The organism is Enterobacter sp. BNK-14 (assembly GCF_047456095.1).
GTDB lineage: Bacteria > Pseudomonadota > Gammaproteobacteria > Enterobacterales > Enterobacteriaceae > Enterobacter > Enterobacter kobei.
The window spans coordinates 4129432-4144784 of record NZ_CP179897.1 but is presented as its reverse complement, the minus strand read 5'-3'; the positions used below and the strand labels follow the sequence as shown (position 1 = coordinate 4144784).

13 protein-coding genes are annotated in these 15353 nt (G+C 55.9%); 11 read left to right on the top strand and 2 right to left on the bottom strand.

Going from position 1 to position 15353, the window contains the following annotated elements; genetic code table 11:
* Positions 1-5: 5 nt before the first annotated feature.
* The 7 genes from kdpB (at position 6) to potE (ending at position 10151) form a co-directional block, all read left to right on the top strand.
* Positions 6-2054, top strand: coding sequence for a potassium-transporting ATPase subunit KdpB (gene kdpB, locus ACMGGM_RS19640; protein WP_045134258.1), 2049 nt, complete (start codon positions 6-8; stop codon positions 2052-2054).
* Positions 2055-2066: 12 nt separating this feature from the next.
* Complete coding sequence (kdpC, locus tag ACMGGM_RS19635; RefSeq protein ID WP_063943413.1) at positions 2067-2642, top strand: potassium-transporting ATPase subunit KdpC; 576 nt, start codon at positions 2067-2069, stop codon at positions 2640-2642.
* Positions 2643-5330 (top strand): two-component system sensor histidine kinase KdpD, encoded by a 2688-nt coding sequence (gene kdpD / locus ACMGGM_RS19630; RefSeq protein ID WP_023336921.1) that lies wholly within the window; start codon positions 2643-2645, stop codon positions 5328-5330.
* Positions 5327-6004 (top strand): two-component system response regulator KdpE, encoded by a 678-nt coding sequence (gene kdpE, locus ACMGGM_RS19625; protein ID WP_008501074.1) that lies wholly within the window; start codon positions 5327-5329, stop codon positions 6002-6004. Before kdpD ends, kdpE begins: the two co-directional genes overlap by 4 nt.
* A gap of 279 nt (positions 6005-6283) precedes the next feature.
* Positions 6284-6388: a leader peptide SpeFL gene (speFL, locus tag ACMGGM_RS19620; RefSeq protein WP_003858645.1), complete on the top strand. Its 105-nt coding sequence runs from the start codon at positions 6284-6286 to the stop codon at positions 6386-6388.
* 254 nt (positions 6389-6642) lie between these two features.
* Entirely contained in the window at positions 6643-8841 is a 2199-nt protein-coding gene (speF, locus tag ACMGGM_RS19615) for an ornithine decarboxylase SpeF (protein WP_063943411.1), read from the top strand.
* A complete protein-coding gene (gene potE / locus ACMGGM_RS19610; protein WP_022647448.1) occupies positions 8838-10151 on the top strand; it encodes a putrescine-ornithine antiporter in 1314 nt (437 codons plus the stop codon). The genes speF and potE overlap by 4 nt, the downstream gene beginning before the upstream one ends.
* 104 nt (positions 10152-10255) lie before the next feature.
* Here potE and pgm read toward each other — a convergent pair whose 3' ends face one another.
* Entirely contained in the window at positions 10256-11896 is a 1641-nt protein-coding gene (gene pgm / locus ACMGGM_RS19605) for a phosphoglucomutase (alpha-D-glucose-1,6-bisphosphate-dependent) (protein WP_414149065.1), read from the bottom strand.
* A gap of 24 nt (positions 11897-11920) precedes the next feature.
* A complete protein-coding gene (gene seqA, locus ACMGGM_RS19600) occupies positions 11921-12469 on the bottom strand; it encodes a replication initiation negative regulator SeqA (RefSeq protein WP_014883019.1) in 549 nt (182 codons plus the stop codon).
* Between the two features lie 183 nt (positions 12470-12652).
* On the opposite strand from seqA, the gene ybfF reads away from it, so the two are divergent.
* The 4 genes from ybfF to fur all read left to right on the top strand — a co-directional run bounded on the left by ybfF (position 12653) and on the right by fur (position 15262).
* Entirely contained in the window at positions 12653-13426 is a 774-nt protein-coding gene (gene ybfF, locus ACMGGM_RS19595) for an esterase (protein ID WP_014883018.1), read from the top strand.
* A 128-nt stretch (positions 13427-13554) separates the two neighbouring features.
* Positions 13555-13842, top strand: coding sequence for a LexA regulated protein (gene ybfE / locus ACMGGM_RS19590; protein WP_014883017.1), 288 nt, complete (start codon positions 13555-13557; stop codon positions 13840-13842).
* A gap of 155 nt (positions 13843-13997) precedes the next feature.
* Positions 13998-14528 (top strand): flavodoxin FldA, encoded by a 531-nt coding sequence (fldA, locus tag ACMGGM_RS19585; RefSeq protein ID WP_008501067.1) that lies wholly within the window; start codon positions 13998-14000, stop codon positions 14526-14528.
* 287 nt (positions 14529-14815) lie between these two features.
* A complete protein-coding gene (gene fur / locus ACMGGM_RS19580) occupies positions 14816-15262 on the top strand; it encodes a ferric iron uptake transcriptional regulator (RefSeq protein ID WP_003858655.1) in 447 nt (148 codons plus the stop codon).
* Positions 15263-15353 lie beyond the last annotated feature (91 nt).

Below are 15353 nucleotides of genomic sequence, written 5' to 3'. Positions count from 1 at the left end.
TTGTCATGAGTCGTAAACAACTGGCCCTGTTCGAACCGTCATTAGTTCGTCAGGCGCTCATGGATGCGGTGAAAAAACTGAGCCCGCGCGTGCAGTGGCACAACCCGGTGATGTTTATTGTCTGGGCGGGAAGCGTCCTGACCACCGCACTGGCGATTGCCATGGGAACGGGCCACATGCCGGGAAATGCGATGTTTACCGGCGCCATTAGCCTGTGGCTGTGGTTTACCGTGCTGTTTGCCAACTTTGCGGAAGCGCTGGCGGAAGGCCGGAGTAAAGCCCAGGCCAACAGCCTGAAAGGGGTAAAAAAGACCGCCTTCGCACGCAAGTTACGTGAACCAAAATACGGTGCGCAGATGGACCACGTTCCGGCGGATGAACTGCGTAAAGGCGATGTGGTGCTGGTCGAAGCTGGCGATATTATCCCGTGCGACGGGGAAGTGATTGAAGGTGGCGCGTCGGTGGACGAAAGCGCCATCACCGGGGAATCCGCCCCGGTTATCCGTGAATCCGGCGGCGATTTCGCCTCCGTAACGGGGGGGACGCGCATACTCTCCGACTGGCTGGTGATCCAGTGTAGCGTTAACCCAGGTGAAACCTTCCTTGACCGGATGATCGCCATGGTGGAAGGCGCCCAGCGTCGTAAAACCCCCAACGAGATTGCCCTGACCATCCTGCTGGTCGCGTTGACCCTCGTCTTCCTGCTGGCAACCGCGACCCTGTGGCCGTTCTCCACTTATGGCGGTACGGCGGTCACCGTCACGGTGCTGGTGGCGCTGCTGGTCTGCCTGATCCCCACCACTATCGGCGGCCTGCTGTCGGCCATCGGCGTGGCCGGTATGAGCCGTATGCTCGGTGCCAACGTTATTGCCACCAGCGGACGTGCCGTTGAAGCGGCGGGCGATGTAGACGTTCTGCTGCTTGATAAAACCGGGACCATCACCCTCGGTAACCGTCAGGCATCAGACTTCTTACCCGCACCTGGCGTGGATGAAAAAACGCTGGCAGATGCCGCACAGCTCTCATCGCTTGCCGACGAAACTCCGGAAGGTCGCAGCATTGTGATTCTTGCCAAACAGCGCTTTAACCTGCGCCAGCGCGACGTTCAGAGCCTGCATGCCACTTTCGTGCCCTTCACGGCACAGACCCGGATGAGCGGCATTAATATTCAGGACCGGATGATCCGTAAAGGCTCGGTTGACGCCATTCGTCGCCACATTGAGGCTAATAACGGTCACTTCCCACCCGAAGTGGATAGCCTGGTGGAAAGCGTGGCCCGTCAGGGGGCAACGCCGCTGGTGGTGGCTGAAGGCGCAAATGTGCTGGGGGTGATTGCCCTGAAGGATATCGTCAAAGGCGGCATCAAAGAACGCTTTGCCCAGCTGCGTAAAATGGGGATCAAAACGGTGATGATCACCGGGGATAACCGCCTGACCGCCGCGGCGATTGCTGCCGAAGCGGGAGTGGATGATTTTCTTTCCGAAGCTACACCGGAAGCCAAACTGGCCTTGATTCGTCAGTATCAGGCGGAAGGGCGTCTGGTCGCGATGACCGGTGACGGGACCAACGATGCCCCTGCCCTGGCGCAGGCCGACGTGGCGGTGGCAATGAACTCCGGTACCCAGGCGGCAAAAGAGGCGGGCAACATGGTCGATCTCGACTCTAACCCGACCAAGCTGATTGAAGTCGTACACATTGGTAAGCAGATGCTGATGACGCGCGGCTCGCTGACCACGTTCAGCATCGCTAACGATGTGGCGAAATATTTCGCCATCATTCCGGCCGCGTTTGCTGCGACCTATCCGCAATTAAACGCCCTGAACGTAATGCACCTGCACTCCCCGGCATCGGCCATTCTGAGCGCGGTAATCTTTAACGCCCTGATTATTGTCTTCCTGATCCCGCTGGCGCTGAAAGGCGTGAGCTACAAGCCGCTCACGGCGGCCGCCATGCTGCGCCGCAACCTGTGGATTTACGGCCTGGGTGGGCTGGTGGTGCCCTTCATCGGTATCAAGGCTATCGATCTGCTGTTGACCCTGTTCGGGCTGGTTTAAAAGGTGAATCAAATGACGATGTTACGCCCCGCTATACTTCTGTTTATTCTGCTGTCGCTGATTACCGGGGGGCTCTACCCGCTGGTCACCACCGCCCTGGGCCAGTGGTGGTTTAAGGATCAGGCTAACGGCTCGCTGATTATGCAAAACGGTGAAAACCGCGGTTCGCGCCTGATTGGCCAGAGCTTTACGGACGCTCGCTACTTCCAGGGACGCCCTTCCGCCACTGCCGAAAGCCCGTATGATCCGATGGCATCCGGCGGCAGTAACCTGGCGGGCAGCAACCCGGCGCTGGACAAAGCCGTCGCCGAGCGTGTGGCCGCCCTGCGCGCCGCCAACCCACAGGCCAGCCGCGAGGTTCCCGTGGAGCTGGTCACCGCCTCAGCCAGCGGGCTGGACTATAGCCTGACGCCGGCAGCGGTGGCGTGGCAGATCCCGCGCGTTGCCGCCGCCCGTCAATTGAGTGTTGAACAGGTGAGCAAACTGATGGCAGAACACACACAAAAGCCGCTGGTCAGCTATATCGGCATGCCGGTAGTGAATATTGTTGAGCTGAATCTGGCGCTGGACGCGCTAAGGAAAAACTAAATGACCGACGAGCCCATGCGCCCGGATCCGGACAGGCTGCTTGAACAGACGGCTGAAGCCCATCGCGGCAAACTGAAAATTTTCTTTGGCGCCTGCGCGGGTGTCGGGAAAACCTTCGCCATGCTGACGGAAGCCCAGCGGCTTCGGGCGCAGGGGCTCGATATACTCATCGGCGTGGTTGAAACCCACGGACGTAAAGAGACGGCATCGCTGCTGAAGGGGCTTGCCACCCAGCCGCCCCGCCGCATCAGCCATCGGGGTCGTTTAGTCACTGAGTTTGATATTGATGCCGCCCTCGCCCGCCGTCCAGCGCTTATCCTGATGGACGAACTGGCGCACAGCAATGCGCCAGGCTCGCGTCACCCCAAGCGCTGGCAGGATGTGGAAGAATTACTTGAAGCTGGCATTGATGTTTTCACGACGGTTAACGTGCAGCATCTGGAAAGCCTGAACGATGTGGTCAGCGGCGTGACCGGCATTCAGGTGCGCGAGACGGTGCCCGACCCTTTCTTCGATTCCGCTGACGAAGTGGTGCTGGTCGACCTGCCGCCGGATGATTTGCGCCAGCGCCTGCACGAAGGCAAAGTCTATATTGCCGGACAGGCCGAGCGTGCCATCGAACATTTCTTCCGCAAAGGCAACCTGATTGCCCTGCGCGAACTGGCTCTGCGCCGTACTGCCGATCGCGTTGACGATCAGATGCGTGCCTGGCGCGATTTGCAGGGCCAGGAACGCGTCTGGCATACGCGGGATGCCATCCTGCTGTGCGTGGGGCACGGCAGCGGTAACGAAAAACTTGTCCGCACTGCCGCGCGTCTGGCCGCCAAATTTGGCAGCGTCTGGCATGCGGTGTATGTCGAAACGCCGCAGCTTCATGCCCTGCCCGAAAACCAGCGCCGCGCGATTCTGAGTTCGCTGCGCCTGGCGCAGGAGCTGGGTGCCGAAACCGCGACCCTTTCCGATCCTCAGGAAGATAAAGCCATTCTGCGCTACGCCCGGGAGCATAACCTGGGGAAAATCGTCATTGGCCGTCGCCAGCATCGTCGCTGGTTTAGCCGTGAATCCTTTGCCGACAAACTGGCCCGCCGCGCGCCGGATCTGGACCTGGTGATCGTGGCGCTGGATGATAAACCCACCCCCCTTCCCAGCCGCGCCCCGGACAGCCGTACTTTCAGTGATAAATGGCGCATTCAGCTTCGCGGCTGCCTGGTGGCCGTCGTGCTCTGCGCCCTGATCACGATCATTGCCAGCAAATGGCTGATTGCCTTCGACGCGGCCAACCTGGTGATGATCTACCTCCTTGGCGTGGTGGTGGTGGCGCTCTTTTACGGACGCTGGCCGTCGGTGCTGGCAACGGTGATTAACGTCATCAGCTTTGATCTGTTCTTTATTGCCCCTCGCGGGACGCTCGCCGTGTCGGACGTACAGTACATCCTGACCTTTGCCGTGATGCTCACCGTCGGGCTGGTGATCGGCAATCTGACGGCGGGCGTGCGCTACCAGGCGCGCATCGCCCGCTACCGCGAACAGCGCACGCGGCATCTGTATGAAATGTCGAAATCGCTGGCGGTGGGTCGGACCCCGCTGGATATTGTGCAGACCAGCGAGCAGTTTATTCGCTCGACGTTTCATGCCAGCAACCTGATTTTACTCCCGGACGAACACGGTAAGCTGCGCCCGCTAACCTCGGCCTCCGGCATGACGCCCTGGGACGAAGCCATCGCGCGCTGGAGCTTTGATAAAGGGTTACCTGCGGGCGCAGGGACCGACACCCTGCCCGGCGTGCCCTATCAAATTCTGCCGCTACGCAGCGCCGATAAAAATCAGGGGCTGGTGATTGTTGAGCCCTCAAACTTGCGTCAGCTGATGATCCCCGAGCAGCAGCGGCTGCTGGAGACTTTTACGCTGCTGGTTGCCAGCGCGCTGGAACGGCTGGCGCTTACCGCCAGTGAAGAACAGGCCCGACTGGCCAGCGAGCGTGAAAGCATTCGTAACTCGCTGCTGGCGGCGCTGTCGCACGACCTGCGGACCCCGCTGACCGTTCTGTTTGGTCAGTCAGAAATCCTGACGCTGGACCTGGCCGCGGAAGGGTCTAAACACGCCCTTCAGGCCAGCGAAATCCGCCAGCACGTGCTGAATACCACCCGTCTGGTGAATAACCTGCTCGATATGGCGCGCATTCAGTCGGGCGGATTTAACCTCAAAAAAGAGTGGCTCACGCTGGAAGAAGTGGTAGGCAGCGCGCTGAAAATGCTGGAGCCCGGCCTCGGTGGGCGGCATATCGCGCTGAACATGCCTGAACCCCTGACCTTAATTCACGTCGATGGCCCCTTGTTTGAACGGGTGCTGATCAATCTGCTGGAAAATGCCGGTAAATATGCCGGCTCAAGTGCCCGGATTGGCGTGGATGCGATGGTAGAGGATGGCACGCTTCACCTTGACGTCTGGGATACCGGACCGGGCATTCCTGCCGGGCAGGAGCTGGCTATTTTCGAAAAATTCGCGCGCGGGAACAAGGAGTCGGCCATTCCGGGCGTTGGGCTCGGGCTGGCGATTTGTCAGGCGATCGTTGACGTCCATGGCGGAACCATTTCCGCAGAGAATCGTCCGGAAGGCGGCGCGCGTTTTTGTGTTACACTTCCTCTGGAAACCCCGCCAGAACTGAATGAATTACCCGAGGATTTGTGATTAACGTTCTGATTGTCGAAGATGAGATCGCCATTAGCCGTTTTCTGCGCGCTGCGCTGGAAGGAGACGGTCTGCGCGTTCACGATGCGGGTACGCTTCAACGGGGTTTAATTGAAGCCGCCACCCGCAAGCCGGACCTGGTGATCCTCGATCTTGGGCTGCCGGATGGCGACGGCATCGATTTTATTCGTGAGGTTCGTCAGTGGAGCCAGATGCCGATTCTCGTGCTCTCTGCCCGTACTGAAGAGACGGATAAAATCGCCGCGCTGGATGCCGGCGCCGATGACTATCTGATTAAACCCTTTGGCATTGGCGAATTGCAGGCTCGCCTGCGCGTGGCGCTGCGTCGTCATAGCGCCACCACGCCTGCCGACCCAACCTACACGTTTGGTGATATTCGGGTTGACCTCGCCGCACGGCGCATTGTGCGCGGTGAAGAGGAAATCCATCTTACCCCCATCGAATTCCGCCTGCTCGCCGTGCTGCTTAATAACCACGGCAAGGTTCTCACCCAGCGCCAGCTGTTGAGTCAGGTGTGGGGACCCAACGCGGTGGAACATAGTCACTATTTGCGCATATATATGGGTCACCTTCGTCAGAAACTGGAAGTCGACCCCGCTCGCCCTCGCCATTTATTAACTGAAACCGGTATCGGTTATCGGTTTATGCTTTGAATAACTATTCATATTATTTTCTAAATAATCAAAAACCCTCCCGATAAATATTAAAAAAATAATCAATACATTATTCCATGGATTATTTTTGCTCGTTTAAAACATTAACAAAACCAATCATTAACACTTCAACAACAAATCAGCATTTTGATCTGAGTTATTCATCAAAAACGACTAATTATTTCTGAAATGATCGGTTAAGGGTGATCTGATTCACAGTTAATCCCTTTTTCCTGGATAAAATGACCATGCTTTCAATTACTGAAAGGAAAATGAAACATGGAAAACAACAATCGCTTAATGCCCCATATAAGGCGGACAACACATATCATGATGTTTGCCCACCGAAACTGCTTTGACTTTCACCTCTTTAATGCCCGGTAGTCCTTCGACTTCTGGCGCACTCGCTTACAGGTTATCCTGAAACACTTTATTTTACAGGCCATTGCCTGTGAACACGTGCGCTCATTCAATTTAATTCAGACTCATCCGCAACCGGGCGGACTGAATTTCAATCATCAAAAAGCAATTTACTGATTTTAATCAGCGGCCACACTTTGCTTTTTTTCCGGAAAATTATCGATTTCTTTCTGACAAGAAATCGAAGGACGCTTATTACCTAAAATAAAGAGAGAAAGATGAAAAGTTTAAAAATCGCGGCCAGCCGTGCATGTCCGGACTGCTTTACCACCCAGCGTGAGCTTGTGGATGTCCGCGCTTCTGATTATATCGACGTCGCGGCCATTGTTCTGGCCGTTAGCGATATTTCCAGCGGCATACTGGAAGAAATAGAAGCCACCGGATTTGGCATTCCCGTCTTTGTCGCAACGCATAAAGAAGAGATCATTCCGGCAGATTATTTATCGCGCATTCACGGCGTATTTGAGCATTCAGACACCAGCAACGATTTTTATGGCCTCCAGCTGGAAGCAGCGGCCCAGAAGTACGAAACCCAGCTGCGACCGCCGTTTTTCCGTGCCCTCGTAGACTACGTGAAACAGGGTAACAGCGCATTTGACTGTCCGGGGCATCAGGGGGGGCAATTCTTCCGCCGTCATCCTGCGGGCAATCAGTTTGTCGATTTCTTTGGTGAAACGCTTTTCCGTTCCGACCTGTGTAACGCCGACGTGGCGATGGGCGATCTGCTGATCCACGAAGGCGCGCCGTGCATTGCGCAGCAACATGCCGCAAAGGTCTTTAATGCCGATAAGACCTACTTTGTGCTGAATGGGACCTCCTCATCCAACAAAGTGGTCCTTAACGCCCTGCTCACCCCTGGCGACCTGGTGCTGTTTGACCGTAATAACCACAAATCGAATCATCACGGTGCTCTTCTTCAGGCTGGCGCGACACCGGTCTATCTGGAAACCGCGCGCAACCCGTACGGCTTTATTGGTGGTATTGACGCGCACTGCTTTGAGGAAAGCTACCTGCGCGAGTTGGTAGCCGAGGTGGCGCCAGGTCGTGCACGCGATGCACGCCCGTTCCGTCTGGCGGTGATCCAGCTGGGTACCTACGATGGCACCATCTATAACGCCCGTCAGGTGGTGGATAAGATTGGGCATCTGTGTGATTACATCCTGTTCGACTCGGCCTGGGTAGGTTACGAGCAGTTTATCCCGATGATGGCCGACTGCTCGCCGCTGCTGCTGGAGCTGAACGAAAACGACCCGGGAATTCTGGTCACCCAGTCGGTACATAAACAGCAGGCAGGCTTCTCGCAGACCTCGCAGATCCACAAAAAGGACAGCCATATCAAAGGCCAGCAGCGCTATGTACCCCACAAGCGGCTGAATAATGCTTTTATGATGCACGCCTCCACCAGCCCGTTCTACCCTCTGTTTGCTGCGCTGGATATTAACGCCCGTATGCATGAAGGTCAGAGCGGTCGCAATATGTGGATGGACTGCGTGGTTAACGGTATCGAAGCGCGCAAACTGATCCTGGAGAACTGCCAGTACCTTCGTCCGTTTGTGCCGGAGACGGTGGATGGCCGTCCGTGGGAAAGCTTCGACACAGCGGAAATTGCCACCGATCTGCGCTTCTTCCACTTCGTACCGGGTGAAAACTGGCACGCTTTTGAGGGCTATGCCGCGCACCAGTACTTTATCGACCCGTGCAAGCTCCTGCTGACCACGCCAGGTATTAACGCCCGCACCGGCGAGTATGAGGATTTCGGCGTGCCCGCCACCATCCTCGCCAACTTCCTGCGTGAAAACGGCATCGTGCCGGAGAAATGCGATCTCAACTCGATCCTGTTCCTGCTCACCCCTGCGGAAGATATGGGCAAACTGCAGCAGCTGGTGGCGCAGCTGGTGCGCTTCGAAAAACTGCTCGAGAGCGATGTTCCGCTGAAAGAGGTCCTGCCTTCTCTCTACAAACAACATCCGGAACGTTACGCGGATTACACGCTGCGCCAGATTTGCCAGGAGATGCACGATCTCTATGCCCGCCATAACGTGAAGCAACTGCAAAAAGAGATGTTCCGCAAGTCTCACTTCCCGCGCGTGATGATGAACCCGCAGGAGGCAAACTATGCGTATCTGCGTGGTGAAGTCGAACTGGTCTCCCTGCGCGACGCGGAAGGCCGCATTGCCGCTGAAGGCGCCCTGCCTTATCCGCCTGGGGTGCTGTGCGTTGTCCCGGGCGAAGTCTGGGGCGGCTCCGTGCTGCGCTACTTTGCCGCGCTGGAAGACGGTATCAACCTGCTACCAGGCTTCGCGCCTGAGCTGCAGGGCGTATACGTTGAAGAGTGTGAGGGTCGCAAACAGGTTCGCTGTAACGTCATCAAACAACCCGCTGCTCAGCCCGCGCTGCTGAAAGGAGAGACATTATGAGTAAATCCAATAAGATGGGCGTGGTGCAGCTGACCATCCTCACCATGGTCAACATGATGGGGTCTGGGATCATCATGCTGCCCACCAAGCTTGCCGAAGTGGGCACCATTTCGATTATCTCCTGGCTGGTGACGGCGGTGGGGTCAATGGCGCTGGCGTGGGCATTCGCCAAATGCGGGATGTTCAGCCGCAAGTCCGGCGGGATGGGCGGCTATGCGGAATACGCTTTTGGTAAGTCCGGCAACTTTATGGCCAACTACACCTATGGTGTATCGCTGCTGATCGCCAACGTGGCGATTGCCATTTCCGCCGTGGGTTACGGGACGGAACTGTTTGGCGCCACGCTCACCCCGGTACAAATTGGGCTGGCGACCATCGGGGTGCTGTGGATCTGCACCGTGGCGAACTTCGGCGGCGCGCGTATCACCGGACAACTGAGCAGCATCACCGTCTGGGGCGTGATTATCCCGGTCGTCGGTTTATGCATCATCGGGTGGTTCTGGTTTAGTCCTACGCTCTACGCCAACTCCTGGAACCCGCATCATGTGCCGTTCTTTACCGCCGTGGGCTCTTCTATCGCCATGACGCTATGGGCTTTTCTCGGACTGGAATCGGCCTGCGCGAACGCGGAAGTAGTTGAGAACCCGGAAAAGAACGTGCCGATTGCGGTACTTGGCGGAACGCTGGGGGCGGCGGTGATCTATATCGTCTCAACCAACGTGATTGCCGGGATTGTGCCGAATATGGATCTGGCTAACTCCACGGCACCGTTCGGGCTGGCTTTCGCCCAGATGTTCACCCCGGAAGTCGGGAAGGTGATTATGGGTCTGATGGTGATGTCCTGCTGCGGTTCGCTTCTCGGCTGGCAGTTCACCATCGCGCAGGTGTTTAAATCCTCGGCTGACGAAGGTTATTTCCCCAAAATCTTCTCCCGCGTCACCAAAGCGGACGCACCGGTGCAGGGCATGCTGGCCATCGTGATTTTCCAGAGTGGATTGTCGCTGATGACCATTAGCCCGTCGCTGAACAGCCAGTTCAACGTGCTGGTCAACCTGGCGGTGGTGACGAACATCATTCCGTACATTCTGTCGATGGCCGCGCTGGTGATTATTCAGAAGGTCGCGAAGGTGGATCCGCGTAAAGCACGAGCAGCGAATATCGTGGCGCTCATTGGGGCGATTTACAGCTTCTATGCGCTCTACTCTTCCGGTCAGGAAGCGATGCTCTATGGGGCAATGGTGACCTTTATGGGCTGGACGCTGTACGGTCTGGTGTCACCACGGTTTGAATTGAAGAATAAGCATAGTTAGGTAAAAACAAAACGGCAGCCCGAGGGTTGCCGTTTTTATTGTTTTCTCCCTCTCCCCGTGGGAGAGGGCCGGGGTGAGGGCATCAGCCCGCACCGATAACGCACTTACGCGTTCTTCAGCACTTCGCTGACAATCTCTACGGCTTCTTTCTCAATCTGCTGACGGTGCTCAGCGCCGAGGAAGCTTTCGCAATAGATTTTATACGCGTCTTCCGTACCGGATGGACGTGCAGCGAACCAGCCGTTGTCGGTCATTACTTTCAGCCCCCCGATAGACGCGCCGTTACCCGGTGCAGCCGTCAGACGCGCGGTGATCGGATCACCTGCCAGGGTGTTAGCACTGACCATCTCCGGAGAGAGTTTAGACAGCGCCGCTTTCTGGGCTGAGGTCGCGCTCGCCTGAATACGGTTGTAGCTTGGCGCACCAAAACGTGCCGCCAGGTCGTTGTAATGTTCCTGCGGGTTCTTACCGGTGACCGCGGTGATCTCCGCCGCCAGCAGGCACATGATGATACCGTCTTTATCGGTTGACCATGGCGTGCCGTCGAAACGCAGGAAGGATGCCCCGGCGCTCTCTTCACCACCGAAGCCGAAGCTGCCGTCGTGCAGACCGTCAACAAACCATTTGAAGCCCACCGGCACTTCCACCAGCTTGCGGCCCAGCGCGTCGACCACGCGGTCGATCATCGCGGAAGAGACCAGCGTTTTACCAACAGCCACCTCTTTGCCCCACTGCGGACGATGCTGGAACAGGTAGTTGATCGCCACAGCCAGATAGTGGTTCGGGTTCATCAGCCCGGCAGGGGTGACGATACCGTGACGGTCATAATCCGGGTCGTTCGCAAACGCCAGATCGAATTTGTCGCGCAGTGCCAGCAGGCCCGCCATCGCACACTCGGAGGAGCAGTCCATACGGATCGCGCCGTCTTTATCCAGGTGCATAAAGCGGAAGGTCTGATCGACGTGATCGTTCACGATGGTCAGATCCAGCTTGTAATGCTCGGCAATACGTTTCCAGTACTCGATACCGGAACCGCCCAGCGGGTCCACGCCCAGCTTCAGGCCTGCTTTCTGAATCGCCGCCATGTCGACGATATCCGCCAGTCCCTCCACGAACGGCTGAACCAGATCCTGCTCTTTTACGTGACCGGACGCCATTGCCGCATCCAGAGAGATGCGTTTCACGCCTTTCAGACCGTCAGCCAACAGCGCGTTTGCGCGGTCTTCTACCACTTTGGTGACGTTAGTATCTGCCGGGCCACCGTTAGGCGGGTTGTATTTAATGCCCCCGTCTTCCGGCGGGTGGTGGGATGGAGTGATAACAATCCCGTCAGCCAGCGCGCCACCTTTTTTGTTGTGCACCAGGATAGCGTTAGACACCGCCGGCGTTGGCGTGAAGCCGTTATTCTCCTGCACAATCACGTCGACGCCGTTTGCCGCCAGCACTTCCAGCACAGAGATGAACGCCGGTTCAGACAGCGCATGGGTATCTTTCCCCACGTAGCACGGACCGGTAACGCCGTTTTTAGCGCGCTCTTCCGCAATGGCCTGAGCAATGGCCAGAATGTGCGGTTCGTTAAAGCTATGGCGTGCCGCGCTACCGCGGTGACCAGATGTACCAAACTTCACTGCGTGTTCTGCGTTGCCCACGACCGGTTTCAGCACGTAATACTGCGCGGTCAGCTGAGCGACGTTAATCAAATCGCTTTGTTGTGCAGGTTGGCCTGCACGGCTGTGATTTGCCATTACCGGGTCCTTCTGATGCAAGGGTTAAATTGTACCGCAAACCTTTTCAATCAATTCCGCCGGGAACTGCATGGACTGCATGATGTGTTCAATCATGCTGCACTTGCGGCCCGTATTGGTATTGGTGATCACCCAGTATGGGGTGCCAGGGACATGTTTAGGTTTGGTTTGGTTGCCATTTTGCAGCAGCGTTTGCTCGTCACCCGCGAAATAGACGCGAGTACGACCGTGCAGCGACTCGGTCGCTTCAGCAAACGCTTTGTTATCCAGGGAGTAAAGTGTAGACAGCACCAGCATAAAGCGGTTAACCGCCTTTTTCTGCTCCGCATACTCGTCGGACAGCAGCAGCTCGCGCATCGCGCGTACTTTATCTTTTACCGGCGTCACGGCAGGCTTTGCTTGTGCAACAACGCTCGGCTGAGACACGACATCTTTGGTGACTGGGGTAGCAGGCTGTGAAGCGGCGGAAATTTTAAGCATGCGCCGTAAAATGTCGGACGCGCTCTCCCCGATATGCCGCGTTTGGCTGGCAATATACTGATAGAGTTCGTCATCAACTTCGATTGTTTTCATCTTAATCCAGTGCGATATCTTATCTGAATACAAGTCATTGGGATTATAAGGTCAAATCCCAACAGCGGATAGCGTCAAACCAGGTTGGCGGCAAAAGTCAGATTAAACTGGAACCTTGCGGCCGGGCGGCAGAATGGTCAACATGATACCCTAACCTGACAAACGTAAAAAAAGAACTTTGCCATGAAATTGAATACCCGAGCGCAAACTGCACAATCGCCGAACAATAATTCTCCCATCGTACTGGTTCATGGACTTTTTGGCAGCCTGGATAACCTGGGCGTGCTGGCGCGCGATCTGGTTACCGATCACGATATTTTACAGGTCGATATGCGCAACCACGGACTTTCCGGGCGCGCAGACGAGATGACCTACGCGGCAATGGCGCAGGATCTCCTGGATACGCTCGACGCCCACAACCTGCAGAAAGTGACCCTCATCGGGCATTCGATGGGTGGTAAAGCGGTTATGGCGCTCACAGCATTGGCACCTGAGCGAATTTCCGGGCTGGTGGTGATTGATGTCGCCCCAGTGGATTACGACGTTCGCCGTCACGATGAGATCTTCGCGGCAATTAATGCGGTGACGGAGGCCGGCGTTTCCACCCGTCAGCAGGCAGCAGCCGTGATGCGTGAGCATCTTGATGAAGAAGGCGTGGTGCAATTCCTGCTGAAATCGTTTGTTGAGGGGCAATGGCGTTTTAACGTCCCGGTGCTGTGGGACCAGTATAATAACATCGTGGGCTGGGAGGCCGTCCCCGCCTGGCCGCATCCTACCCTCTTCATTCGTGGCGGTAACTCGCCTTACGTTACTGATGCTTACCGCGACACGCTGCTGGCACAATTCCCGCAGGCGCGCGCCCATGTAATTGCCGGTGCCGGGCATTGGGTACATGCGGAAAAACCTGAAGCAGTCCTGCGCGCCATTCGTCGCTATCTCACTGATACGGCAAATTGATTAAAAAGAGAGCGACTGGAAGACGACGGGCTTCCAGTCGTTGGCGTGCCGTTTTTGCTGATGTATGATGGCGCGCTTATCGCCCGGGCATTAGCAGGGCGGCGTGTTTCCCCCGAAGTCTCAGAATCATGGCCAAAGAACAAACGGACCGTACGACACTAGATCTGTTCGCGAATGAGCGTCGACCGGGACGACCGAAAACGAATCCGCTTTCGCGCGACGAACAGCTGCGTATTAATAAACGCAACCAGCTTAAACGCGATAAAAATCGTGGGCTTAAGCGTGTCGAATTGAAGCTCAACGCTGACGCTGTCGATGCGCTTAACGAGCTGGCGGAAGCGCGTAATATCAGCCGCAGCGAGCTCATTGAAGAGATGCTGATCGCCCAGCTTGAGACATTGCGCAGCCAGGCATAAGTCTGAAAAACCCCTTTTTTACCCTTTTCATGTAGCACAAAGTGCAGTCCTGCGCGATAGCGGTTTCCGCAGGGTTGCCTGTTCTGCTATTATTGCCCTTATCCGTGGCCGAATTGCGCCACCATACCATTAAGTTTCAAGAGGTTATTTTACTCATGGCAATCATCGGCATTTTCTTCGGCAGTGATACCGGCAATACCGAAAATATCGCAAAAAACATTCAGAAACAGCTCGGTAAAGACGTTGCTGATGTGCATGACATCGCCAAGAGCAGCAAAGAAGATCTCGAGGGCTACGACATTCTGCTGCTGGGTATTCCAACCTGGTACTACGGTGAAGCACAGTGCGACTGGGATGATTTCTTCCCAACGCTGGAAGAGGTGGACTTCAACGGCAAGCTGGTTGCCCTGTTTGGCTGTGGCGATCAGGAAGACTATGCCGAGTACTTCTGCGACGCGCTGGGCACCATCCGCGACATCATTGAGCCGAACGGCGCCGTTATTGTCGGTCACTGGCCCACTGCCGGTTACCACTTTGAAGCCTCCAAAGGTCTTGCCGATGACGATCACTTCGTGGGTCTGGCCATCGACGAAGACCGTCAGCCTGAGCTCACCGCTGAGCGCGTAGAGAAGTGGGTTAAGCAGATCCGTGAAGAACTGCACCTGGACGATATTCTCAACGCCTGATTTTCGCGGCGCAACGGCGGTTGCGCCCGTTTTCCAGGTAAAACCGATTAAATTAATTGCTACAAACTTTTAACTTTTTCGCTCAGACCTGTACAATGTTTCCCTGGTAAAATGTGGTTTTCATTTCACAAGTTTGTCGGTGATACCCCATTTTTATAAGCATACTTTGCCTGAGACTTGCAGTTTTCATTTAGCCGTGGCAGTTCTATAATGAGACGCAATATCCAAGGTGCATTTTCTGTCACTTCTTTCAGAAGTGAATCGTTTAGCAACAGGACAGATTCCGCATGACTGACAACAATACCGCATTAAAGAAGGCTGGCCTGAAAGTAACGCTTCCTCGGTTAAAAATCCTCGAAGTGCTTCAGGGTCCAGACAACCACCATGTCAGTGCGGAAGACCTCTATAAACGTCTTATCGACATGGGTGAAGAGATTGGTCTGGCCACCGTTTATCGCGTGCTGAACCAGTTTGATGACGCGGGCATTGTTACCCGTCATAATTTCGAAGGCGGTAAATCTGTATTCGAACTGACCCAGCAACATCACCACGATCACCTGATCTGCCTCGATTGCGGCAAGGTCATTGAATTCAGCGATGATTCCATCGAATCGCGTCAGCGTGAAATCGCCGCTCGTCATGGCATCCGCCTGACCAACCACAGCCTGTACCTGTATGGTCACTGCGCTGAAGGTGATTGCCGCGAAAATGAACACGCGCACGACGCAAAATAAGTCACGTTCATACTCTGAGCCAGCCGTAAGGCTGGCTTTTTTTGCCTTAAAAAACCCGGTGGCGCAGCGCCTGGGCCTACGGACTATGACG